The organism is Gramella sp. AN32 (assembly GCF_023718305.1).
Classification (GTDB): Bacteria; Bacteroidota; Bacteroidia; order Flavobacteriales; family Flavobacteriaceae; genus Christiangramia; species Christiangramia antarctica.
Genome location: NZ_QEYO01000020.1, coordinates 13147 through 38776 on the forward strand (window position 1 = coordinate 13147; position 25630 = coordinate 38776).

The window sequence follows — 25630 nt, forward strand, 5'->3', positions numbered from 1 at the left end:
AATGAAAACAAGAAATATAATAATCATAGTTGTCGTGGCCCTAATTGGGGTTGTTGGGTACACCTTGTTCAATAACAAAAAAGAGATGAACGAGAAAGCGACCGCTATTCCTGAAGAATTTGCAATCCCTGTACAAACCGCCACCGTAGGGGCAAAAACCATATCTAATGGACTAACTGCTACTGGAGAATTTAAGGGCTGGGAAGAAGTGATGCTTGTGGCCGAATCCCAGGGAAGCATCCAAAACCTGCAGGTGGAAGAGGGACAGAAAATAAGAAAAGGACAAATTATCGCACGTGTAGATGCAGTTTCCCTTAGTTCACAATTAAGCAGCGCGCAGAGTGCTTTCGCAAAAGCGGAAAAAGATGTGGCACGTTATGAGCGCCTGTTAGAAGTAGGTGCCGTATCGCAAAGTGCTTTGGAAGACATTCGCATCCAGCGTGAAAATGCCCGGGCGAATATTGCCCAAATCAATCAACAATTGAGTTTTACGGTAGTGAAATCACCCATAGATGGTGTAGTGAATAATTTAATGGTCGAGGAAACCAGTTTTGTAATGCCGGGAAATGACATTGCCGAAATCGTACAGATAGACAGGCTGAAGATCGTGGTGAACATTGCGGAAAACAACCTTTCAAAAATTAAGGAAGGCCAGCAGGTTTCAGTAAAAACAGATGTATATCCTTTGGAAACCTTTCAAGGAATGGTTAGCAACATCAGTGTAAAGGCAGATGTCTCAAGAAAATTTCAAGTCACTATTGAAGTAGATAATACCCAAGAGAATCAATTGCGCGCCGGTCTCTTTGCCGAGGTTAATTTTGACGCCTTAAAAATCAACGAGCAGGATGCAATGGTCATTCCTCGGGAAGCCATTGTGGGAAGTTTACAGAATCCTTCAGTATATATTGTAAAAGATAGCACGGTCACCCTTCAGAAAATCAACGCAGGTGCGGTTATCGATGGTGATGTGGTGGTACTTGATGGCTTGCAAAACGGGCAGCAAATCGTGACCAAAGGAATCATTAACCTTACTGAAGGAACAAAAATAAAAATCATAAACAACAAGTAAGATGACTATCACAGAATTATCCGTAAAAAGACCTACGCTTGCCGTAGTTATCTTTACCATTGTTGCCCTCTTAGGGATTATTAGTTACACCAGCCTGGGTTATGAGCTGTTACCAAAAATCACCTCGCCCCAGCTTTCTATTAGCACCACCTATCCCGGAGCATCCCCCAGCGAAGTGGAGAATTCAGTAACCACGAATATCGAAGATGCGGTAAGTGCTCTGGAAGGGGTAAAAAACATCACCTCAACATCGCAGGAAGGTATTTCCATAGTTAATGTAGAATTGACCTATAATGCCGATGTTGACCAGGCTTTGCAGGATGCCCAGCGAAAAGTAAACAATATCGTGGGCCAGTTGCCAGACCAGGTAAACCAACCGAGTGTTGACCAGTTTTCGTTTGATGATCTACCTATTATGCGTTTGGGTGTCTCTTCGGAAATGGATGTGACAGAATTTAATGATCTGGTTGAAAATGACATTAAGGAAACGCTTTCCCGAATAGAAGGAGTTGCCCGGGTACAGGTTATTGGTGGCAATGAGCGGGAAATCCGTGTAAATGTAGATAGGGATAAGTTGAAAGGCTATGGATTGAGTATCCTTCAGGTAACCCAGGCCATTTCAGCGGCCAACCTGGACTTTCCTACGGGAAATATCAAGAACGACAAACAACAGGTAACGGTTCGGCTTTCAGGAAAATTCCAGGATGTAGAAGATATTAAAGGTCTGGAAATTACCACTGGCAACGGCGCAAGTGTTCGTATAGAGGACATCGCCGAAGTTTACGATACTACCAAAGAGGTGACCACTATTTCCAGGATAGATGGGATTAGCTCCATTGGATTGACCATTTCCAAACAAAGTGATGGTAATACGGTGCAGGTAGCTGAAGATATTAAAGCTGAAATTGCAAAAATTGAAGAAGAATATGCCGATAAAAACTTAAACATAGCTGTTGCCCAGGATAGTTCTGTATTTACCTTAGAAGCTGCCAATGCGGTGATATTTGACCTGATGCTCGCGGTTGGGTTGGTAGCCATCATCATGCTGTTTTTTCTGCGGAGTTGGAAAGATTCAATTATTGTGATGGTATCCATCCCGGTTTCTATCGTGGCTACTTTTATTGCCATGAACCTTTTGGGGTATACATTAAACCTGATGACCTTATTGGGGCTTTCCCTGGTAGTCGGGATCCTGGTGGATGACAGTATTGTAGTTTTGGAACAAATCCATGCCGAAATGGAAAAAGGGAAAAGCCGTTGGGATGCGGCGATGGAAAGCTGGAAAAAAATCGGGCTTTCTGTAATGTCCATTACCCTGGTGTTAATTGCCGTGTTCCTGCCCATTACTTTTGTGACCGGACTTATTGCGGACCTTTTAAAACAGTTTGCGGTAGTAGTTGCTTTTGCAACTGGCATCTCGCTAATTGTTTCCTTTACGCTAACCCCCTTATTGTCTTCCCGCTTTTCAGAAGTTATAACCCTGGACAAAAAGAAAATGTTACACAGGCCTTTGATCGCTTTTGAAAACTTCCTAACCGGCGTTAACACTATTTATAAAAACATCTTACAATGGACGCTTTCCCGTAAGCGTATTACGGCTTTTTCATTGTTGTTTCTGGTTCTTGCCTCGCTATCATTATTGGCATTCGGTTTTATAGGAAGTGAATTTGTAAAGAATGGCGATAATGGTGAATTTATCGTGGAATTAGAATTGCCCAAGGAATCCACTATTGAAGAAACCAACCTCGCCACTCTTGCTGTTGAAGATATACTGCTGAAAGATGAAATTGTCTCTTCCGTATTTTCTACGGTGGGTACAGGAACAGGCGGTGGTGGAAATTCTTCAAATCTGGCCCAGATAAATGCTAAAATGATAAGCCCCGATGAGCGCAGCATCACTTCGGAACAGTTTGCCAGGGATATCAAGATCAAATTGACCAAAAATATTCCCGGGGTGAAATTTAAAACAGCTGCCGTGGGGATGGTTGGCGGAAGCACCGCAGGGCCTATTCAGGTTTTACTTACAGGTAGCGATATAGATGTTTTAATGGATACTGCGGAAGAAGTAAAGCGTACCATTGAAGGCGTAAACAGCACAAGAGAAGTTGAGCTTTCTGCCAAAGGAGGGAATCCAGAAGTTGCCATCACTGTAGACCGTGATAAAATGGCTGCATTAAATCTTACCATGAGCACCGTTGGTAATACGATGCAAAACGCTTTTGCCGGTAATACACAGTATAAATTTCGTGATGGCGAAAATGAATATGATATCAACGTAAAGCTGGATCAGTTTGATCGTCAGAATATAGAGGACATACGAAAAGTCACATTTCTAAATTCAACGGGCGAGTTAATAGAATTACAACAATTTGCCGCAGTAGATCAATCTACCGGTCCTTCCAAATTACAACGGGACAACAAGCGCAGTAGCGTGAGCATTGGCGCACAGGTAGTGGGACGTCCCGTGGGAACAGTTTCTACAGAGGTGCAAACGGCCATTGAACAAATGGAAATGCCGGAAGGTGTCGAATTTGAAATGGGCGGTGATTTGGAAAGCCAGACGGAAGCTTTTGCCAGTTTAGGCTTGGCGTTGCTTATGTCTATTGTACTGGTGTACCTAATTATGGTGGCACTTTATGAAAGTTATGCCTACCCATTGGTGGTCATGTTCTCTGTGCCTACGGCGATGATTGGCGCTTTCTTAATCCTGGCATTGTTCCAGGAAAGTTTAGGTGTATTTACATTTCTGGGATTGATTATGCTGGTAGGATTGGTTATTAAAAACGCGATCTTAATTGTGGATGCCGCCAATCAATTTAAAAAAGATGGGATGGAAAGTGTGGAAGCTGTAGTAAATGCTGGACTTTCCAGGTTACGCCCAATCTTAATGACGACCCTCGCCATGGTAATTGCGATGATCCCTATTGCCTTTGCAGCAGGGGCTGGAGCAGAATGGAAAAACGGACTGGCGATGGTACTTATTGGGGGACTTACCAGTTCCCTGATTTTCACTGTTATTATTGTTCCGGTAATGTATGTGGTTATAGACATCTGGAAAGGAGATATCAAAAGAAAAGAGGCTAAAGCTAAAGCCCATGATATTTCAGAATTACAAGTACATACAGCTCATTGATGAACAAAGGATCAAATAAAAGAATAATACTAAAATGAATAAAAGTTCATGGGTGATTTATGGCGGGATTGTTATTGGCCTTGGGGCCGGATTATTCCAATTGCTTCAATCTCCTTTAGCTTTTGTGAGTATTATAATTCTGGGCCTCGCCATAGGTTTAATTTTCTCAGCGGTTCTGTCAAAATTTAAATAAACAAATGGTTCCAGACCTTTCAGTTTTTGTCGAAAGACAGGCTTTGGTTGATGGCTAATAACTGGAAGGTTTTGGAAACCAGAAAAAGTTTCAATAAAAATGAGAAAATTTGTATATATATCGGGAGCATTATTTAGTTCCATAACCTTATTGTCTTTTCTATTTAAGCTGCTTCAACTACAAGGAGCTCAAACTTTATTAATAACTGGATTTATGGGGATAGCCTTGATTTATATTCCACTATATGCCATATACAAATACAATAAAAACAAGCAAAAATGATAGAATTCTGGAATACCCATCAAGAAGCAATTATCTACGCAATTATCGTAGTTGGTATTGTATTGTTTTTGCGTTTTTTAACCAGACTACTTCATAAATGGTTGGAAAAACGTTTTATAGGTAGGTACCCTAATGAAGAACCTTCCACGATGCATCTTGTTCAAAAAATACTTAATGCACTTTGGGTTGTGCTAGGGTTATTGGCCCTGGCATTTATTTTTATTGATGAAGAGCAATACAAAGCGGCTACTCAAAATTTTTATCTCGTATTTTACCTAGGTATAGTTGCCGTGATTACTCTAGTTACGGTTTCCCTGGTACAAACCTGGTTTAAAAGAACTATTAATCAAAGAAGTGCAGAAAATCAGGATATCACTAGTTATAAATTTTTGAGGTACATCGCCATTTTTGGGGTTTATTTTATAGGAGCCTTATTAATCCTTATCGCTTTTGAATCGATGCGCAGTTTTGCCGCTACGGCTTTAGGTGGGGCTGGAGTTTTGGCAGTAGTGGTTGGTGTTGCTTCACAAGAGGCACTTTCCAATTTGGTTGGCGGATTGTTCATCATTTCTTTCAAACCTTTCAAATTAGGTGACATTATTAAAGTAGATGAGTCTATGGTGGGAACGGTTACAGATATTACCCTGCGCCATACCGTAATAAGAAATTACGAGAATAAGATGATCGTGATCCCCAACGCGATCATCAATAAAGAGAAATTGATCAACTACGATTTAGGCGAACGCATGTGTTGCCAATGGGTGGAAGTAGGGATTTCTTATGATAGTGATATAGACCTGGCCAAGCATATTATGCGGGAAGAATGTGAAGACCATCCCAATCTCATGGACCATCGCAGTGAACTGGACAAATACAATAATAAAAAGAAAGTCCTTGTACGGGTGATAGGCCTGGATGATTCAGCAGTGACCTTACGCGCCTGGGCCTGGGCAAGCAATTTCGAAGAAGCTTTCCAAATGAAATGTGATTTATACGAAAGTATTAAAAAACGCTTTGACCGGGAAGGAATTTCTATTCCATTTCCACATAGGACTATGGTTTTTAAAGAAAAACAATTGGAAGAACTAGTGGGATTGAATAAGGAAAAATAATCACAGGGGAATTTCTGGCCGATTTGAAGATTCTGATTGTTTATGGGCCTATGAGAATTCGAAAAACAGGTATTTATCCTGAAATTATTAATTCTGATCTTGAATGCTATATACCATTACCTCTTCATTATTCGGTACCACTGCCAAAATGTTTCTACCTTTATTTTAAGGTCTGGTGTGGGTTTAATTTGCTTATTAAAAGGATCAATGCCAAAATCTGATACCAGTTTGAAATTGTTTAAATCCTGAACAAGTAAACCTTTTAAAGAAGAATAATCTCCATGATACGTATATACAGTAAAGCTGTTTCCACTTATTAAAAGTTGTGTTTCTCCCGTTAATTCAATTTGCTGAAAAGAAGTGATGGGGTGCCAATTGAAAGGCACATAATTATTTTTGTTAACGAGAACCATCAGAAGCGAATCTTAATCGTAGTGAGGCCCTATCTTGTATGGCTTTCCTCATCAATAAAGCAGGTAGTATTGGGATGTAGCCATAAAAGTGAAGCGGGGAGGTAAGTGGAAATCTTTTGCTCTAGCAGGTGTTTTATGACTATCTGTTTGTGGGCACCGGAAACCACCAGGATGATTTTTTTAGAATTCAGGATATTGGCCATGCCCAGGGTTAACCCGTAGGTAGGTTTTTTCGCCATGGAAACCGCCATAGCATGTTGCAGGGTTTTTCTGCTAAGTTTAGCTACATGGCAGTAAGACATTAATTCTTTGGCAGGTTCGTTAAAACCTAAATGCCCGTTCATTCCCAGCCCCAATATGCATACGTCCAGGGCACCCAAATTTTCAAGTTCATCTTGGACTCTTTCACATTCTTTTTCCGGCGAAGCCGTATTAGTTTGAAAGGAAATAAAATTGGGTTCCTTTATGCGCAGGGGCGCTAAAATGTTTGTTTTTAAATAACTTTCCCCAGATGTTTCTTCTGTAATGTCTATGCCTCCCCATTCGTCCAGTTTCACCACCTTTAAATTTGGAAAATTAGCCGGATCTTCCTTATAGGCATCCACAAAATTTTTATAAAGGCCTAGCGGTGAACTGCCAGAGGCCAGGCACAAGGATTTTGTACCATTTCCTTTAATATGGGAAATTAACAGCCGGGCACTTTGCCGGCTCATTTCTTCGTAATTTTTACAATATTGAATTTTCATACCCTGCCAGCAAAAGCTTTATCCCCCTCCTGGTAAGGAATACAACCTATGAATTCCCCGGGAACCGGATTGTAACGCAGCGCCTGGGTTGCGCCCGGCCGGGAAGTGAAATAACCCAGGATGCTCAATTGCTTGAACATGGTAAAATAGTGAAGGTTTGCTTTCTCCGCTTCCTGGTCAATCTTTACCAGCAACTTAAACTTTTGTTCAGGCTGAACGTCTATAAAATTTGCAGAATATGCTGCTTTAGCTCTATGGTTCAACTTTTCAATTCCTGCTTTAAAAATCTCTTGTTCTTCCGGGGAGTAACAGTCACGTACGAAGGTATGCATAAACGCTCCAACGTTAGCAGCCTTTGCGCCTGGTGACCTTTTGGTTTCAGGCAAAATTGTTTCCCCTACTTCATTAAGGAAATGGATTTCGGCTTCGGAAAGAAATTCTCCGGAGGCCTCGTCTAAAGCGCATCCGGAAATAAAATATCCTGAACCAATGATAGTCCCTCCCAAAAAAATTGAGGTGATTTTTAACGCTTCCCTTCTATCCATTTTTGATTGTTTTATCCCGTTTTTTCCAGAGTTTATAGGGTCTATCAGCCTCGGTTTTAAAAGGTAAATACACTTTTTTACCTGTTCCTGCCGATTCATAGGCAGCGAAAATCACTTCCAGCACTGTCCTCCCGTCTTCTCCTGTTACCAGGGGTTGTTTGTTATTCTGCACACAATCTACAAAATGTTCAAATTCCTGTGGAAAGCCATAGTTCCAGATCTCTTCATAGATGGTGAAACTCCAGCCCACGGTGCTTCCTGCTTTTTCAACTGCGTAGCCTACCCCTTTTTTGCTGTAGGTTTGTATGGAACTTCCCTGCAGCACATCGGCATAAGCAACTCCTTCAGAGCCGTGTATTTCGGCTTTATCTTCCATGCCGCCTAACTTGGTCCAGCTTTCTTCAGCGACCCCTATCGTACCATTTTCAAATTCTAGGATAATTATTGCGTTATCATCCCCCCTGGTTTTACCTGTATGCACACTGGTGTTCATTTGGGCGTAAACAGATTTTATTGGATTTTTCCCGTTGAGCCATCTAAAAAATTGGATAGCGTGGCAGCCCATGTCCATAGTGACCCCGCCACCTGATTTTTCTACATCCCAAAAATGTTCTGAATGGGGCCCATCGTGTTTTTCACTTTGCTTGAACAATACCGGTTTTCCCAGGGCGCCTTCATCCAGCAATTCTTTTAACCTAACATATTTTGGGGTAAAACATAACTCTTCAGCATACATCAGTTTTACCTTGGCCTTTTTACAGGCAGCGATCATTTTATCTGCTTCCTGAAGGTTTAGGCATAAAGGTTTTTCTACCACGACATGCTTTCCTGCTTGGGCAGCCTTTAAAACGATCTCACAATGGAGAAAATTTGGGGCACCAACCACTACCATATCTATTTCTTTCATTTCCAACATTTTTTCGAGTTGGGTGAAATGGTGTGGTATATTGTTTTTTCGTGCAAAAGCTTCGGCATTTCCCGGGGTAGGGGATATCACCGCCAAAATTTCGGCATTGGGGACCCGGCGCAATGCTTCTGCGTGGATTGTGGTGATAAATTGCGAGCCTATAAGCCCAATCCCTACTTTCCTTTCCATAAACAATATTTATAAGTTTCCTTTTTTAAATTCTTCTGCAGCATATCCCGCAGCCCTTGCCGTAAGTGCCATATACAAAATGGAGGGGCTTTGGTTGCCTGTACTTGTCATACAGGCACCGTCTGTCACAAAAACATTTTTACACAAATGCAGCTGGTTCCACTGGTTTAAAAGGGAAGTTTTGGGATCTTTTCCCATTCTCGCCCCTCCCATTTCGTGGATATCCAGCCCGGGCGACTGCTTGTTATCTGCCGTGACAATATCTTTACAACCTGCTTTTTGTAGCATCTCCCGGCTTTCCTGTAGGAAATCTTCGATCATTTTTTCATCGTTTTCATCGTAAGCTACATCTGTTACCAATAAGGGGATGCCCCATTTATCTTTTTTATCCGGGCTAAGGTATACCTGGTTGGTGATTTTAGGAATGGTTTCTCCCTGCATGTACATATAGACGCGCCATTCCCCCGGTTCGCTTAAAGCATGTTTAAAATTCGCCCCTAGTTGTGGCTCTCCATCAGGCACGCCTGTTGTTGATGCCCTATATGCGCCGCAGAAAGTAGTATAGCCCCCAAAAAAATCTTTATCCTTTTTGCCCAGATTTCTGAAATTTGCCAAAATTGTATCCGTGGGGTTCCTGCCGTAGTAATATTTATCTTCAAAACCATCGATAGCGGCACTTGCATTGGCCCGATAGATATGAAAACAGATGTGTTTTCCCAATAGACCATTATCGTTCCCTAAACCGTTGGGAAACCGTTGGGACCTGGAATTGAGAAGGATAAGGTTAGTGTTTAAAGCTGAAGCATTAACAAAAATAATACGGGCATTGAATATTGTTTCTTCCCCGGAATTGGAATCTATCACCTTGACCCCGGAAGCTTTTCCTGTTTCGTTATCATATAAAATAGAATGCACCACCGAATGGGGGCGTATAGTCAAATTTCCGGTTTCGGCGGCCCAGGGCAATGTAGAAGAAACTGAGCTGAAATAACCGCCATAAGGACAACCCCGCATACAAAGATTGCGAGCTAGGCATTTTCCCCTTCCCTGATCCAGATGGATTTTTTTTGGTTCGGTAAGCTGGGCCCATCTCCCTTGTACCATATACCTATCTGGATAATGTTCGCTTATTTTATCACTAAGGTGTTTTTCAACACAATTAAAATCAAATGGCGGTAAAAACTCCCCGTCTGGCATTGCTTCAACCCCGTCTTTATTGCCGCACACCCCTATAAAATTTTCCACATGGGAATACCAGGGCGCAATGTCCTTGTAGTCTATGGGCCATTTTATACCATAACCATGTTTGGCGGGGGCTTCGAATTCATAATTGCTCCACCTTTGGCAAGCCCTGCCCCAGGTTAGGGATCTTCCGCCCACCTGGTACCCGCGAATCCAGTCAAAAGGTTTTTTCTGTATATAAGGATGGTCCTCATCTTCGATAAAGAAATGGGTCGTAGATTGGTTTACAGCATAGGTTTTGGTGATCAGAGGGTTTTTAAGAAGATATTCCCTGCTCATCCTTCCCCCATATTTAAAATCCCAGGGATTTTTTAAGGCCGTGGGATAATCTTTTAGGTGTTTTACATCGCGCCCCCTCTCCAGTACCAGTACTTTTAAACCTTTTTCACATAATTCTTTTGCCGCCCAGCCCCCGGATATCCCGGAACCAATAACAATAGCATCAAATTTTTTATCCTCGTCGAACATACATATTTTGTAATTAAAGGTTTTTATAATGCTGTTATACTTACCTAAGCTCCTGTCCAACAAATTAATAAAAACCCGGCACACCACGCATGGCTTTCAATAAAATATTTTATAAAGTCCTTGCAGTGTTTTTAATAAACTATTACCCGGGACTTTTGCGTCGAACCTGCCTGTCCCAGGGGAAGAGAGAGTCGGTTTCAGAGAGCTTTCGATTTTTATAATTTGGGATACAAGAAAATCTTTTGATTCTGTTATCTGGAATGCATGCATGTTTAAAGAGAAAGCTATTAGTTCTTTTCTCTTTAAGCAGAATTATCGAATACTTAAAGCGCACGTATTGGTGTTTTCTCACTACTATTTTCAAAAGAACATAAAATTCCAGGAGTACTTTTGAAGAGGGTAGTGGTAAAAATTATTTTCAGAGTTAAAATCAATTTTTAAATAAATAACTCATCACCTCTCCATTGTTCGGAAGCACAAACAAAATATTTCCATTTTTCATTTTAAGATTTGGTGTGGCTTTAATTTGCTCATTAAAAGGTTCAATGCCGAAATCTGATACCAGTTTGAAATTGTTTAGATCCTGAACGAGTAAACCTTTTAAAGAAGAATAACCCCCATGATAGGTATTCACGTGAAAGCTATTTCCACTTATTAAAAGTTGTGTTTCTCCGGCCAGTTGGATTTGTTGAAATGAAGTGAGAGGTGCCAGTTGAAATGCTGCCGGAAAGGCTTTGAATTTGGTGAATTTTCCCCCGTTATTTTCCAAATATCCCGAAGCAAGTTCATTCAGTTCATAAATAATGCTGGATTTTATTGCTTTTTCCGAAGAGATCTGGTTGATCGTTTTTAGCGCATATTCCTCATGCGTGTTAAAAACTTTACTAATGTAATTCATTTGTGAGGCCAGTTCATCTTTTGAATGAATTGGATAAAATTTGCCATTTAGCTCATAAGCTATAATTGTTTCGAAAATATCGTCATCATTAAAATCGGAATGGTACATCCTTAAATGATTTCCTTTTTTAAAATTATATCGCGTATTTAAACCCCAGTTACCTAAAAGTATATCTTTATCGCCATCACCGTCGATATCATATAAATCCACAGCCTGCCATAATCCTTTCAGGTTAGGAATTGAATTTTGCAATTCCAGGGAACCTTTATTATTGGAATAGATCTTCGGAGTGTCCCATTCTGTAGTAACCAGTAATTCAGGGTATGTATCCTCATTTAAATCATTCCATTTTGCGGAAGTTACATGCGAGTTAAGATTTATAGCGATTTTAGAAAATTGCCCTTTCCCATTATTTTTCAGAAGATAAGAAGGTACAGACTTACCGAAATTTCCGGCTTCAGCTTTATTGCCAATAAAAAGATCAAGATCCCCGTCCTGGTCATAATCTGCAGCTTTCACTGTAGCGGTGATTAAATAATTATCAGGAATCTGATCTTTAGATCTAATAAAATTTCCATTCTCATTGATGTAAAGGCGATCTAATTCAAATTGTTGATCACGATTTGTGTTGATGCCACTTCCCACATAAAGATCCAAATCCCCGTCATTATCGGCATCAAAGAATTCCGCTGCATTGTCTTCAAAAGAGGAATCGGCGATAATTACTGAAATTGCCTTTTCATTTAAACGGGTGCCTGTGTTCATAAATAATTTTGCCTGCTTTCCTGAGGCATTGCCAATAAACAAATCGTCAAACCCATTGTTATCTACATCTCCAATCGCCACGGCTGGTCCCATCGTAGAAACTTTATAAGGGATCAATTTTTCATTAAAAAAGTCATTATATCCATCTTCTGAATGTTCAAATGTGATGAGGTCTTTTTTCTTAAATAGATTCTCCTCTTTTCTTTTTTTATACTCGTAAGTTTTCAAAGCGTCGGAATAAGAAACCTTTAATTGCTGATTGGCTTCAGGATTTTTAATGATTTGAAATGTATTGTCTGGCCAGATAATTTCAATAGAATCAATCTTTTCTTTAGATGCAAAATGCAGCCGGTTATCTACGGAAGAAAGGAAACCCCGAGATCTGAAGAGTTGCTTAAATTGCCTTTTATCCGCAGAAAAGATGGTAGCCTTTGTACCAATTCCCTCTTTGTTATTTTCCTGATAATCAAAGCTCAATTCCAGCCAGTTCCCTTTATTCGTGGTATTTTGATATATCCCCGCTTCACTTTCCAGATTATTAACTACCAAATCAAGATCACCGTCATTATCCAGGTCTACATAAGCCGAGCCGTTGGAAAAACCGGCCTTATCCTCGATCCAGTCTCCGGTTCGGTTCCGGAATTTCTCATTATTCCCTTCAAAAATCTCGTTGGTCACATCGCCTTTGGGCATTTGTTCCCGGGATTTATAAAGCCAGGCGACTCCTTCGCTTTCGCTTCTATTCTTAAAAGCATTGGAAACATATTTCTTAAAATCAAGATTATTTGGCCGGCGTAAGATTCCATTCGCAATAAAAAGGTCCTGAAAACCATCATTATTATAATCTGCCACCAGAGGTCCCCAACTCCAGTCGGTTGCTTCAATTTCATTAAAGATTGCGGACTCATAGAAGTAGTTTCCGCCCTCGTTAATTTGCAGCATATTGCGGGCATATTGATCTTTATATCCAAGGTCCCTCAGTTTTTTTTGCATATTCAGCATCATATCGTCGCCTTCACTTTCTTTGATCACCCTTTCATCCTTCGGAAGCATATCCAGCGTGATCAAATCCTGGTAACCGTCCCCGTTAATATCGGCTGCGTCGCTACCCATGGAAAACCGGCTGATCGTTGAAAAACTGGAACCCAGATCTTCCGTAAAGGTGCCATCCTGATTGTTGAGGTAATAATAATCCTCTTCATGAAAATCGTTGCACACATAAATATCATCCCAGCCGTCATTATTAAAATCGGCTAAAGAAGCGCTCAAGCCGTAACCATTTACACCGCCATAAATATTGGCTTTTTCACTAACATCGCTAAATTTTCCATTATTATTCTGAAGGAGAACATCTCCGGTTAACGGCACTCGTTCAGATCGAACATTTGCCATTCCATATGATAAAGTGGTATGCACTGCGTGGTTTACGATATAAACGTCCAGGTCCATGTCTTTATCATAATCAAAAAAATAGGCCTGCGTACTGTATCCTTTAAAATCAAGGCCATATTCCGCGGAACTTTCCGTAAATGTGAGATTGCCGTTGTTGATAAAAAGTTCATTATGTCCTGTAAAATCAAGCAACCCGGAAACTGCCGATACATAAATATCCAGATTCCCGTCGTTATTAATGTCGACCATAGTTACACCGGTATTCCAGCTGGAATTTCCTGCAATATTCGCTTTTTTACTAATGTCTTCGAATTTGAAATCGCCTTTGTTCAGGAACAATTTATTCTCGCCCATATTGGAGACAAAATAAAGGTCAGCCAGGCCATCATTATTAATATCACCCGCGGCAACGCCCCCTCCATTGTAGAAATAAATATAATTAATGATGCTATGTTCGGGATCTTCAGTAAGCTTATTCACAAATTTCACTCCTGAAGTTTCAGAAGCAATACTGTTAAAAAGGTAGGTTTTTTCAACTTCTGAATCCTTTTGATCCTTTTTACAACTGGTAAGAAAAAGAATTGATAGTATAAAGAAATACTTGGCGTATGTCATATTAAAAATTTGCAGGGAACTCAAAGATAAATAATTGACTCTTTCTATTAGGAAAGAATTAACAAAAATCGATCAGCAGTTTTTTAAGAAATTTACCCGCACTTTAATCTCAGTATTCCTGTTTTCTTCATTTCAACTGAATTTGATTATCTTGAGAAAAAATAATTTTATGATCAAAAAAATAGCTTGTGTGGCGCTATTATTTCTCAGTTTTTTGGGTTGTAAAACGTCCATGCCCATTGCAGGAAATTCAGAAAAGCCAAAAAAGGAAAAAAGTGATTTAAAAAGTTATAAAGAAGTCATTACTTCAAACGCAAAGACCGATGAAGGTCTTTTTAAAACCCATATGGTTGGGGATAAACTTTATTTTGAAATACCCATGGATATTTTGGATAAAGACATGTTATGGGTAAGCAGGATTGCCGGTGTTCCTTCGGGGTTTGGTGGTGGTTATGTGAATGCCGGTTCTAAAGTGAACGAGCAGGTAGTGCGCTGGACGAAGCGAAATGGAAATATTGATGTGAAGGTGATGAGCTTCGAAAATCAAAGTGAGGAGGAATCTCCCATATATCAGTCGGTTCGCGCGAATAATTTTTATCCTATTCTCTACAGTTCAAAAATTGAAACCTACAGTGCAGATTCTTCCAGTGTGGTGATCGAAGTAAATTCGATGTTTGAGGAAGAAATTCAGGCAATAAATGGTATTTCATCCCGACTTAGGAAAGAATATAAGGTAAAAAAGCTTGACCAGTCGAGGTCTTATATTGAATCTGCTCATGCTTATCCCAAAAATATAGAAATCAAACATGTGATGACCTATGAGGCCGAAGAGCCACCGGAAAGAGGCCAGGCAGGAACCATTACCATGCAAATGAACCAATCGATGATCCTGCTTCCCGAAGAGAAAATGCAGCCACGCTTAGCCGATTATCGTGTGGGCTGGTTCACCATCGATAAATATGATTATGATTCCGATAAATTAAAGTCTGATGATTATGAAATTATCAGAAGATGGCAACTGGTTCCCAAAGATATTGAAGCCTATAAAAGGGGTGAACTGGTGGAACCGGTAAAACCTATTGTTTATTATCTCGATCCTGCCACTCCTATAAAATGGCGACCTTATTTCAAAAAAGGGATTGAAGACTGGAATGTGGCTTTTGAAGAAGCCGGCTTTAAAAACGCCATTATTGCCAAAGATCCGCCCACGAAGGAAGAAGATCCTGAATTTAGCCCGGAAGATGTGCGTTATTCTGTAGTTCGCTATGTGGCCAGTACCACTAGAAATGCTGTGGGGCCTTCGGTTTCAGATCCCAGAACAGGGGAGATCATAGAAAGTGATATTATCTGGTATCATAATCACTTAAGATCTTATCGCAACCGGTTTATGATCGAGGCGGGGGCGCAAAATCCGGATGCGAGAAGTTTAGATACGCCGGAAGAGGAAATTGGGGAAATGATGCGCATGGTGATCGCGCATGAAGTTGGCCATGCTTTGGGACTTCCGCATAATATGAAAGCCAGTTCCGCATATCCCGTCGATTCGTTAAGATCTGCTGAATTCACTAGAAAATATGGACTAACCCCTTCGATCATGGATTATGCCCGGGTGAATTATGTCGCGCAACCGGAAGACGAGGATGTCCGCTATATCAGGATGATGGGGCCTTATGATCTATATGCGATCAACTGGGGCTATCGCTATCTTCCCGAAGCAAATTCTCCAGAAGCTGAAAAAAACACCTTAAATAAATGGATCCTGGAAAAAGCAGGAAATCGCTGGTATGAATTCGGAGGTGGATATGATGGCGTAGATCCCAATTCCCAACGTGAAAGTTTGGGCGATGACAATGTAAAAGCGAGTACTTACGGTTTGGAAAATTTGAAAAAAGTGGTGCCAAATTTAGCTGAATGGACTACTAAAGATGGAGAAGATTATGAAGATCTGGAAGAAGTTTATCGTGAATTGAACTATATGTGGAGAGGTTATGTGGGCCATGTTATTACCAATGTTGGTGGTGTTTATGAAACCCGAAAAACTTCAGATCAGGCAGGGGCGATCTATGAACCCGTTCCTTCAACTATTCAGAAAAACGCGGTGAAATTTTTAAATCAGGAAGCATTTTCCACTCCAGAATGGTTGCTGAATAAGGACATTTTAAACCGGATAGAATCTTCCGGAGCTATTGCCAGAGTACAACAAATGCAAACACGAGTATTGCAGGAATTAATGGAAAAAGACCGATTGATGCGTTTGGTTTCAAACGAAGAAAATCAGGGAAATAAGGCATATACCGCGGTAGAATTAATGCGGGATTTACGCCGTGGCCTTTTTGGTGAATTGTTTGCGGGAAGGCAAACCGATGCCTACCGTAGAAATGTGCAGCGATCTTATATCGATATTGCTTCAGCTTATGTAAATCAATTAAAAACCAGTAAGGACGACGAAATATTAAAGTCGGATATTATGGCTTTAATGCGTGGGGAATTAAAGAACCTACGTTCAGAAATTGCCAGGAGAAAAAATGCCTCATCTCATGCATTAACGCGTTACCACTGGGATGATCTTATGGCCAGGATCGATATGGCTTTGGAAACGGAGAGTTAATTGAATTGAACCTTACATTTATTAAAAACCCTTTCAGCAAATTTGAAAGGGTTTTTTTAATTTGAAATTTTTATTTCTGGATTATTTTTAAACATTTCTCTACCTTTCCAAAAGATGAAAACTGAAGCGGAAAATGTTCTGAAACTAAGAAATGTTCGGCCTACCGCAATGCGGTTAATGGTTTTTGATTATCTGAAAAATCGCAAAGCCGCCGTTACTTTAGCCGATCTGGAAAATGATTTTGACCATTCTGAAAGGACTACCCTTTACAGAACCCTTAAAACTTTTGAAAAAAATCGGGTGGTGCACCAGATCAATGATGGTTCCGGAATCGCGAAGTACGCCCTGGATCTAAATTTTCAGGATAAGTTTTCTGCCAAAGATCTCCACCTGCATTTTCATTGTAATGTGTGCAATGCCACCGTTTGTCTAACCGATCAAAAAATACCCCACATTAGCCTGCCGGAAGGTTTTGTTGCCGAAGATATGAACCTTCTGCTAAAAGGAATTTGTGATAATTGCACTTGATATATGCAATAGAGTTGCATCACTAAAGTCTTAGTTTTGCATAAAAACTTAGCATAGATGTGTCAAAATCATAATCATGACCAGGATCATGGCCTATTTGGTGAAAAAACAGAACTTATATTTGCCATTTTAAGCGGGGTCTTTCTTATAACCGGATTTCTACTGAATGAATTTACCGGTCTCCAATTTACGGTGATTTTAATCCTATATCTAATTGCTTATTTCTTCGGCGGGTTTTATACGACTAAAGAGGCCATTCAGGAAATATTCAAAGGCAGGTTCGAAATTGATTTTTTAATGCTTTTCGCGGCAGTTGGTGCTGCTTTCCTGGGAAAATGGGCTGAAGGGGCATTGCTCCTCTTCTTATTCAGTTTGGGGCATTCCTTAGAACATCTGGCTATGGGAAAAGCAAGAAAATCTATTGAAGCATTAACCGGAATGTCACCCAAAACTGCCTTTAAAAAAGTAAATGGGGATTTTGTAGAAACGCCTATTGAAGAATTACAGGTACATGATATTATTCGGGTTAGGCCAAATTCCTCTATTGCTGCTGATGGTGTTCTCATCAAAGGGAGATCAAGTATCAACCAGGCACCTATTACCGGGGAGAGTATTCCTGTAGATAAAATTCCCATAGAAAATACAGAAACCGAATATGATTCTGAAAAAGAAGTTCCTGAAAAAAGTAGGGTATTCGCAGGAACAATCAATGGTGACAATGCTATTGAAATTAAAGTTCTAAAGAAATCTGCTGACTCCACCCTGAACCGATTGATCGCGATGGTTCAGGAAGCTCAGGAGAAAAAATCCCCTACCCAGTTACTTACTGATAAATTTGAAAGGTATTATGTGCCGGCAGTGATCTTACTAGTCATACTTTTAAATTTTGCATTCTTGGTTGTAGACGAAAACTGGTCTGATAGTTTTTATCGTTCTATGGCGGCACTGGTGGCAGCTAGTCCCTGCGCTTTGGCCATTTCAACACCTTCAGCAGTTTTAAGCGGGATAGCGAGAGCTGCCAAAAAAGGTGTTCTCATTAAAGGGGGAAAACCTTTGGAAGACCTGGGGACTTTAAGGGCGATCGCTTTCGATAAAACCGGGACACTCACCGAGGGAAAACCTAAACTTACTGATGTGATCTTGTTAGAAGCATCCTCACAGTCGGAATTTTTATCTCGCGTTATTGCCCTTGAACATACCAGTAATCATCCATTGGCAAAGGCGATCGTGCGCGATGGGAATGAAAAACTGGAAGGCGCTCAGCTTCCAGAAATAACAAATTCTGAAGCGGTACAGGGAAAAGGTATTCAGGGAAGTATCGATAATGATACTATTAGCATTGGAAACCTGGAATTACATGAGGATGCGGGTGTTCCTGAAAAAATAAAAGAACAGGTGATCAATCTGGAAAAAGAAGGGAAAACGGTCATGTTGGTATCTTATAACAATGCTTTCCAGGGGATCATTGGTTTAATGGATACTCCACGACTTGCGGCTAAAGAAACATTGTCCAACTTAAAAAAGGTAGGAATCAGGAAAATGATCATGCTTACGGGGGATAATCAGCAAGTGGCCAATGCAGTTGCTACTGAAATTGGTATAACTAACGCCTATGGAAGTCTTCTTCCGGAAGAAAAAGTTGAGAAAATCAAAGAACTTAAAGTAGCAGAGTCGAAAATTGCGATGGTGGGGGACGGGGTAAATGATGCACCTGCTATGGCCAACAGTACTGTAGGAATAGCCATGGGCGCTGCTGGAAGTGACGTGGCTTTAGAAACCGCAGATGTTGCTTTGATGGCAGATAAATTGGAAATTCTTCCTTTTGCTATTGGGCTAAGTAGAAAGGCAAAAAATATCATCAAACAAAATTTATGGATCAGTCTGGGAGTTGTTGGCTTATTATTACCGGCAACTATTTTTGGCTGGGCAAATATTGGGATTGCTGTTGCCTTCCACGAGGGATCAACTTTAATTGTGGTGATGAATGCCTTAAGGCTCTTAGGCTATAATTATAAAAATTAATTCCCGAATAAAGGAATATATCCAAATAAAATTTTAAATTTGGAATTATTCCAAATAAATTTATTATGGGTACACCCGGTTCAATTGATATCAAGCATTTTAAAGAAATACGCGAAGAAAATAATTTTACCCAATCTGAATTTGCCGATTTACTTGGTGTAAAAAATTCTACGGCAGATATTGAGCGTGGGCGCACCAAGCTTTCTGGAAAAGTTGTGGCGGAACTATTAAGGCAATTTGGCATTAATCCTCTGTGGATCTTTGGAGACAGTGGTCAGAAATATTTGAAATTAAGCAAAGGGGATGTGAGTCCTAAAGTAGTTACTATAGATACGGCTGATAATGAAAATATGGTGCTCGTAAACCAAAAGGCCGCGGCGGGATATCCCCATAATGTTCAGGATGTGGAATGGTATAACCAATTACCGGCTTTTGATATTCCTTTACCTGAATTTAGAAATGCCACGTATCGCGGGTTTCAAATTGAAGGGGATAGTATGTTGCCAAATTACCGCCCGGGAGAATGGGTCATGGGAAAAGCAGTTGCAAGTATTGATGAGGCAAGCAATAATAAAGTATATGTGGTGGTCATGTATGATTCTGTACTGGTCAAAAAACTTCAGAAATTACCAGATCCTTCCAAAGTTTTACTCATTTCTCTCAACGAAGAATACCTGCCTTTGGAAATAAATGTCCATGAGATTCAGGAATTATGGCAGGTAAATTCCAAATTGACTTTCAACCTGGATAATCCTACCAATAATGGACTTTTCCAGGAGCTTCAGCATTCTATGAACGAGTTGAAAAGGGAATTAAAATCATTCAAGAAATAAAAAAGCCCTATTCGAAAGAATAAGGCTTCAGTTTTATTAAATTTCTTGGAACCTAGTCCAAATCATCAGCTACATCTTCAGCGGCATCTCCCACATCATCAGCAGCCTGCTCAATTTTAGATTCCTCACGACATGAGGTAAGCACGAAGTTGCTGGTAAGCAAAAGCGCTATTACAAATACAATTCTTTTCATAATTAGTTGGTTTTATTGATTAATAATCATCGTTCCCGTCAACTTCATCTTTAACGTCTTTTGCGGCATTACCCACAGCGTCTCCAACGTCGTTAGCGGCATTTTTTACAGCGTCTTTGGTATCGCGCCCGGCTTCTTTAACATCATTTGCTACACCGTTGTTATCGTCATTCACATCATCCATCGCATCTTCCGCGTCATCAGACATTTCCATATCATCGGACATTTCCATATCATCTGTATCATTGTCGGCAGTTTCCCTACATGAAGTAAAGAAAATACTCATACTTAACAGTAAACCGAATATTAAAAGTGGATTTTTCATATTGAAATTATTTGGTTAATCTAAACAAATGTATATAGCTAAACAGCGCAATTGCCTAATCATCTGCTAAATTTTTCATAAAATTGGATGGGCAAAGCCTAGGAAATCAGGTAGCTACCGTTTAATTATCATCACCAATCTCATCGATCTTTTTATCGATTTCTTTATTTACTTCTTTATCTACTTCCTGGGCGGTTCTTTCCAGAATTCCTTTTCTTTCTTCTACTTCAGGCTCTTTCTCCACTTCAACTTCCCTCACAATCACTTCTTTTTCCTGAGGTTTTTCAGTCTCCCGGCAGGAGGTAAAAGCAGTAGCGCTTAACAATAAGCTTCCTGCAACAATACTAAAACGTCTCATATGTTTTTGTTTAAGTTATAGGCCAAAAATAGGCACATAAAACCATTAGTAGCCTATTTTTTAGTATAGTTTTAAGATTTTTGTTGGATTTATCCTAATTTTTTTGAAGGTAATTTTCTATAATTCTGGTCGCTCCGGTATTTGAATTTATAAAGTGCCCGCAAATACTTCCGGTTTGATTTCTGAAGTTTTTATCTGAAAATAATTTATTAAAAATCTCTGCAAACTCCTCTTTATTTTTGACGGGATACAGCCCTGCAAGTCGCTGAAGTTTTTGTGCTTCAGGAAATTTATTGAAATTTTCACCAATGATAATCGGAATTTCAAAAGTTGCCGGCTCCAGAATATTATGCAGTCCCGTTTTCCCGGCAGCACCGCCTACATAGGCAATATCTGCATAACTATATGCTTTATTTAATAAGCCGATGGTATCCAATATAAGCACCCTAAAATCTGAAAGTTCCATATTTTCCATTTGTGAAAAAGTAAGCACCGGAATTTTTATGCTATCGGTAAGACTTTTGATTTTTTCCGGTTTGATTTGGTGAGGCGCTATAATAAATTTTCCTTCTTTAGAGCGGTTGATCGTTTCCACAAACAATGCTTCATCTTCCGGCCAGGTACTTCCAAACACAGTGAGTATTTCGTTTTCTTTGAAATCTTCAATAAAACCTAATTTATTGTCAATTTCTAACTGAGCAGCAACCCTGTCAAATCGTGTGTCCCCAACTACAGAAATATTTTTAAATCCATTTTCCAGCAATATTGTTGCTGAACTCTCATCCTGAACAAAAAAATGTTCAAAGCTTTTCAAGCTCTTTTTAAACCATGTCCCTAGATTTTTAAAATAAAACTGATCTTTTCTGAATACTCCTGAAACCAAAAATGTTCGGCAATTGGTTCTTTTTAATTCCAATAAAAAATTTGGCCAGAGATCATATTTGATAAAAAAGGCCATTTCAGGCTTGATAATATCAAGAAAAGCTTGGGCGTTTTTTTTGGTATCGAGCGGTAAATAGGTAAAGATATCTACCAGTTCATGTTGCTTCTTGTTTTTAAATCCCGACGGCGAGAAGAAACTTACCAAAATTGAATGTTCCGGATAATTTTTTTTCAGCATTTTCATGACCGGGACCGCCATTTCAAACTCACCCAAAGATGCCGCGTGGATCCAGATATAGCACTGGTCTTTTTTTACTTCCGCAGTCAAATTTTCAAAAAGCTTTTCCCTTCCGCTGGTAAATTCATGCAATTTTTTGCTGAAGAAACCTGCCGATTTTAAGACCAATCCGCTTAAGTTGATTAATACGTTATATAAATTCCGCACAATTATGGCTTAAGTGTGCTAAAATAGCCCTTTCCGAATAAATGGATTGTTAGTAGGGTTGATATTTCGTATTTTCGTAAACCTGAAAAACACTGTAAATGAAAAAGATCCAAATGGTTGATCTAAAAGGTCAATATGAAGGAATCAAAGATCAAATTAATAATTCTTTTAACGAAATTTTTGAAACTACAGCCTTTATCAACGGGACTGAAGTACAGCAATTTCAAAAGGAACTGGAAGAATATCTTGGGGTAAAACATGTGATTCCCTGTGCCAATGGAACCGATGCTTTACAAATCGCCATGATGGGACTTGGCTTAAAGCTAGGTGATGAGGTAATCACTGCCGATTTCACCTTTGCGGCGACCGTGGAGGTTATTGCTTTGCTGCAACTAACTCCGGTTCTGGTTGATGTAGATCCCAGGACTTTTAATATCGATACTGAAGCAATCAAACAGGCAATTACCCCAAAAACCAAAGCCATAGTACCCGTGCATTTATTTGGGCAGGTTGCCAATATGGATGCGATTATGGCAATTGCCCAAGAACATAATTTATATGTGATCGAAGATAATGCGCAGGCTATCGGAGCAAATTATCACTCTGAACATAGAACTTTAAAGGCTGGAGCAATAGGGCATGTAGGCGCAACCTCATTTTTCCCGTCCAAGAATTTAGGGGCATATGGGGATGGGGGAGCTCTATTTACTAATGACGATGAACTTGCACATACCATAAGAGGAATTGTGAATCATGGGATGTATGAACGCTATCATCACGATGTTGTGGGTGTGAATTCAAGATTGGATAGTTTTCAGGCAGCAGTCTTAAGGGCGAAGTTACCCAGACTGGATATGTATAATGAGGCCAGGAAAAAATCGGCTTTAAAATATGATGAAGCTTTTAGAGGTATTGAAGGCATTGAAATTCCCTATCGGGGAGGAGATTATGACACGCATGTTTTTCATCAATACACCTTAAAGATTAAAGATGGAAAAAGGGACGCCCTGGCCAAACATTTACAACAAGAGCAGATTCCTTTTGGAGTTTATTATCCAATCCCTCTGCATTTACAAAAGGCTTATGTAGACGATCGTTATCTCGAAAAAGACTTTACTGTGACCAACAAATTGGTTAAGGAGGTGCTTTCGCTACCAATGCATACCGAGCTTGAAGACGATCAGATCGAGTATATAACTTCTACTATTATCAGCTTCTTAAAAAATAACTAGATGAAAAACATCACTGTATTAGTTCTCGTTCTTCTGAATATCAATTTCATGACTGCCCAGGATCTCTATCTCCATGCGGGGAAGATGGTAGATACCAAATCTGGAAAAATTTTAGGAAATTCCACCATTATTATTTCAGGAAATAAAATAAAGTCGGTTGAAAAAGGATTTACCAGGCCTGCTTCGGAAAATGACTCAATTATCGATTTAAAAAATAGTACGGTTTTGCCCGGACTTATCGATATGCACGTGCATTTGGAAAGTGAGACCAGCGCTACGGAATATATGAATGAATTCATAGAAAATGAAGCTGATGTAGCTTTTAAATCTTTGGGATTTGCTAAAAAAACCCTGATGGCCGGTTTTACAACTGTACGTGATCTGGGAGGGTCCGGAGTGAATATTTCCCTGAGAAATGCCATCAATAAAGGCAGGGTTGAGGGCCCGCGAATTTTTACGGCAGGTAAATCTTTGGCCACTACCGGCGGTCATGCCGATCCTACAAACGGAAGAAGCAGGGAATTAATGGGCGACCCGGGACCAAAAGAAGGTGTGGTAAATAATGTTGCTGACGCTAAAAAAGCGGTGCGGCAACGTTATAAAAATGGAGCCGATCTTATTAAAATAACCGCTACCGGAGGCGTTTTAAGTGTGGCTAAAAGCGGAACCAATCCCCAGTTTACTGAAGAAGAAATTAAAGCGATCGTAGATGTGGCTAAGGATTATGGATTTCATGTGGCTGCCCACGCTCACGGCGATGAAGGTATGCAAAGAGCGGTTAGGGCTGGAGTTAAGACTATTGAACACGGGACTTTAATGAGCGAAGCGACGATGGACCTGATGAAAGAAAAGAATGCCTATCTGGTTCCAACCATTACTGCTGGTAAAGAGGTGACTGAATTGGCCGAGATCGAAAATTATTTTCCTGAGATTGTGGTTCCAAAAGCAAAGGCAATAGGACCTCAAATTCAGGGAACTTTTGCAAAAGCTTATAAAAGAGGAGTTGGGATTGCTTTTGGTACAGATGCCGGAGTTTTTCATCATGGCGAGAATGCAAGAGAATTTGTGTATATGGTGGAAGCAGGAATGCCGGCTATGGCAGCAATACAATCGGCGACAACCACCAATGCTGAAATCTTAGGGATGCAGGATCAAATTGGGCAAATCAGAGAAGGGTTTTTAGCAGATATCATCGCAGTACCCGGAGATCCATCCGAAGATATTTCCCCACTTAAAGCTGTTAGCTTTGTCATGAAAGATGGAATGATTTATAAAAGCAAATAATGGAAACTAAAAAGCCGGATTTTAATCCGGCTTTTTAGTTGAGTTATCGTATGCTTTATAATTCTGCTGAAGCTGTTTCCATACTTCGATCTATTTTTTTAACAAGACCCTGCAATACTTTTCCCGGGCCAACTTCAATAAAAGTGGAAGCTCCATCTTTTATCATATTTTGCACGGATTGTGTCCATTTTACGGGTGCGGTTAATTGAAATATCAAATTCTTTTTAATTTCATCAGGATTTGTGATCGCTGTGGTACTAACATTTTGATAAATGGGACACATTGGAGTATTAAAGGTGGTATTTTCAATAGCTTCGGCCAGTTCTTTTCTTGCCGGTTCCATTAAAGGAGAATGAAATGCGCCTCCTACGGGCAAAACCATTGCCCTTCTTGCTCCACGTTCTTTCAAATTTTCACAGGCCTTTTCAATAGCATCTACAGATCCTGAAATTACCAGTTGTCCCGGGCAGTTATAATTTGCCGCAACTACAATCCCATCTATAGCTGCGCAGACAGATTCAACCATTTCATCTTCCAGGCCAAGCACTGCTGCCATGGTCGAAGGTTCCAGCTCGCAGGCATGCTGCATGGCTATCGCCCTTTTGGATACTAAAGTTAAACCTTCGGAAAAACTCAGGGTTTTATTGGCTACCAATGCTGAAAATTCTCCCAGGGAATGACCGGCAACCATATCTGGTTTAAAATTGTCCCCCAAAACTTTACTTAAAATTACTGAATGTAAAAAAATAGCCGGTTGGGTAACTTTTGTTTGTTTAAGGTCTTCCACAGAACCTTCAAACATGATGTCGGTAATTGAAAAGCCTAAAATTTTATTCGCCTGTTTAAAAAGTTCCTGGGCTTCAGAAGATTTTTCGTAGAGATCTAATCCCATCCCGGAAAACTGGGCTCCCTGGCCGGGAAAAACATATGCCTTCATAAAAAGTGTTTATG

Annotated in this window: 21 protein-coding genes; 10 read left to right on the forward strand and 11 right to left on the reverse strand. The window is 40.1% G+C overall.

Annotated elements, in window-relative coordinates:
* Position 1: 1 nt before the first annotated feature.
* From DHD80_RS16940 to DHD80_RS16955, 4 genes are all read left to right on the forward strand, one after another.
* Complete coding sequence (locus DHD80_RS16940; RefSeq protein WP_251742649.1) at positions 2 to 1069, forward strand: efflux RND transporter periplasmic adaptor subunit; 1068 nt, start codon at positions 2 to 4, stop codon at positions 1067 to 1069.
* Position 1070: 1 nt separating this feature from the next.
* The gene (locus DHD80_RS16945) at positions 1071 to 4202 is read left to right on the forward strand and encodes an efflux RND transporter permease subunit (RefSeq protein ID WP_251742650.1); all 3132 of its coding nucleotides are present in this window, start codon (positions 1071 to 1073) and stop codon (positions 4200 to 4202) included.
* Between the two features lie 34 nt (positions 4203 to 4236).
* A complete protein-coding gene (locus DHD80_RS16950) occupies positions 4237 to 4395 on the forward strand; it encodes a hypothetical protein (protein ID WP_251742651.1) in 159 nt (52 codons plus the stop codon).
* A 278-nt stretch (positions 4396 to 4673) separates the two neighbouring features.
* Positions 4674 to 5789 (forward strand): mechanosensitive ion channel family protein, encoded by a 1116-nt coding sequence (locus tag DHD80_RS16955; protein WP_251742652.1) that lies wholly within the window; start codon positions 4674 to 4676, stop codon positions 5787 to 5789.
* Positions 5790 to 5905: 116 nt separating this feature from the next.
* Here DHD80_RS16955 and DHD80_RS16960 read toward each other — a convergent pair whose 3' ends face one another.
* From DHD80_RS16960 to DHD80_RS16985, 6 genes are all read right to left on the reverse strand, one after another.
* A complete protein-coding gene (locus tag DHD80_RS16960; RefSeq protein WP_251742653.1) occupies positions 5906 to 6202 on the reverse strand; it encodes a hypothetical protein in 297 nt (98 codons plus the stop codon).
* Positions 6203 to 6231: 29 nt separating this feature from the next.
* Positions 6232 to 6915 carry a 6-phosphogluconolactonase gene (locus DHD80_RS16965; protein WP_251742654.1) on the reverse strand — a complete coding sequence of 228 codons (684 nt, stop codon included), beginning with the start codon at positions 6913 to 6915 and terminating at the stop codon, positions 6232 to 6234.
* A 29-nt stretch (positions 6916 to 6944) separates the two neighbouring features.
* On the reverse strand, positions 6945 to 7493 hold the full coding sequence (locus DHD80_RS16970) for a gluconate 2-dehydrogenase subunit 3 family protein (RefSeq protein WP_251742655.1): 549 nt from the start codon (positions 7491 to 7493) through the stop codon (positions 6945 to 6947).
* The gene (locus tag DHD80_RS16975) at positions 7486 to 8589 is read right to left on the reverse strand and encodes a Gfo/Idh/MocA family oxidoreductase (protein WP_251742656.1); all 1104 of its coding nucleotides are present in this window, start codon (positions 8587 to 8589) and stop codon (positions 7486 to 7488) included. The genes DHD80_RS16970 and DHD80_RS16975 overlap by 8 nt, the downstream gene beginning before the upstream one ends.
* Positions 8590 to 8598: 9 nt before the next feature.
* Complete coding sequence (locus tag DHD80_RS16980; protein ID WP_251742657.1) at positions 8599 to 10299, reverse strand: GMC family oxidoreductase; 1701 nt, start codon at positions 10297 to 10299, stop codon at positions 8599 to 8601.
* Positions 10300 to 10729: 430 nt separating this feature from the next.
* Positions 10730 to 13969, reverse strand: a complete 3240-nt coding sequence (locus DHD80_RS16985; RefSeq protein WP_251742658.1) for a VCBS repeat-containing protein — start codon at positions 13967 to 13969, stop codon at positions 10730 to 10732.
* Between the two features lie 169 nt (positions 13970 to 14138).
* Between DHD80_RS16985 and DHD80_RS16990 the strand changes: the two genes are divergently transcribed.
* The 4 genes from DHD80_RS16990 to DHD80_RS17005 all read left to right on the forward strand — a co-directional run bounded on the left by DHD80_RS16990 (position 14139) and on the right by DHD80_RS17005 (position 19960).
* Positions 14139 to 16577: a zinc-dependent metalloprotease gene (locus DHD80_RS16990; protein WP_251742659.1), complete on the forward strand. Its 2439-nt coding sequence runs from the start codon at positions 14139 to 14141 to the stop codon at positions 16575 to 16577.
* A 114-nt stretch (positions 16578 to 16691) separates the two neighbouring features.
* Positions 16692 to 17105, forward strand: a complete 414-nt coding sequence (locus DHD80_RS16995; protein ID WP_251742660.1) for a transcriptional repressor — start codon at positions 16692 to 16694, stop codon at positions 17103 to 17105.
* 57 nt (positions 17106 to 17162) lie between these two features.
* The gene (locus DHD80_RS17000; RefSeq protein WP_251742661.1) at positions 17163 to 19127 is read left to right on the forward strand and encodes a heavy metal translocating P-type ATPase; all 1965 of its coding nucleotides are present in this window, start codon (positions 17163 to 17165) and stop codon (positions 19125 to 19127) included.
* Between the two features lie 65 nt (positions 19128 to 19192).
* On the forward strand, positions 19193 to 19960 hold the full coding sequence (locus tag DHD80_RS17005) for a LexA family transcriptional regulator (RefSeq protein ID WP_251742662.1): 768 nt from the start codon (positions 19193 to 19195) through the stop codon (positions 19958 to 19960).
* Positions 19961 to 20012: 52 nt separating this feature from the next.
* Here the strand turns inward: DHD80_RS17005 and DHD80_RS17010 are convergent, their stop codons facing one another.
* The 4 genes from DHD80_RS17010 to DHD80_RS17025 all read right to left on the reverse strand — a co-directional run bounded on the left by DHD80_RS17010 (position 20013) and on the right by DHD80_RS17025 (position 22163).
* Positions 20013 to 20153 (reverse strand): hypothetical protein, encoded by a 141-nt coding sequence (locus tag DHD80_RS17010; RefSeq protein WP_251742663.1) that lies wholly within the window; start codon positions 20151 to 20153, stop codon positions 20013 to 20015.
* Between the two features lie 19 nt (positions 20154 to 20172).
* Entirely contained in the window at positions 20173 to 20478 is a 306-nt protein-coding gene (locus DHD80_RS17015; RefSeq protein ID WP_251742664.1) for a hypothetical protein, read from the reverse strand.
* A gap of 121 nt (positions 20479 to 20599) precedes the next feature.
* Entirely contained in the window at positions 20600 to 20836 is a 237-nt protein-coding gene (locus DHD80_RS17020; RefSeq protein WP_251742665.1) for a hypothetical protein, read from the reverse strand.
* Positions 20837 to 20930: 94 nt separating this feature from the next.
* Positions 20931 to 22163, reverse strand: a complete 1233-nt coding sequence (locus tag DHD80_RS17025; RefSeq protein ID WP_251742666.1) for a glycosyltransferase N-terminal domain-containing protein — start codon at positions 22161 to 22163, stop codon at positions 20931 to 20933.
* A 98-nt stretch (positions 22164 to 22261) separates the two neighbouring features.
* On the opposite strand from DHD80_RS17025, the gene DHD80_RS17030 reads away from it, so the two are divergent.
* Both DHD80_RS17030 and DHD80_RS17035 read left to right on the forward strand, forming a co-directional pair.
* Positions 22262 to 23395, forward strand: a complete 1134-nt coding sequence (locus tag DHD80_RS17030; protein WP_251742667.1) for a DegT/DnrJ/EryC1/StrS family aminotransferase — start codon at positions 22262 to 22264, stop codon at positions 23393 to 23395.
* Positions 23396 to 24679 (forward strand): amidohydrolase family protein, encoded by a 1284-nt coding sequence (locus tag DHD80_RS17035; protein ID WP_251742668.1) that lies wholly within the window; start codon positions 23396 to 23398, stop codon positions 24677 to 24679.
* Positions 24680 to 24734: 55 nt separating this feature from the next.
* On the opposite strand, the gene fabD is transcribed toward DHD80_RS17035, so the two are convergent.
* On the reverse strand, positions 24735 to 25616 hold the full coding sequence (gene fabD, locus DHD80_RS17040; protein ID WP_251742669.1) for an ACP S-malonyltransferase: 882 nt from the start codon (positions 25614 to 25616) through the stop codon (positions 24735 to 24737).
* Between the last annotated feature and the right edge of the window lie 14 nt (positions 25617 to 25630).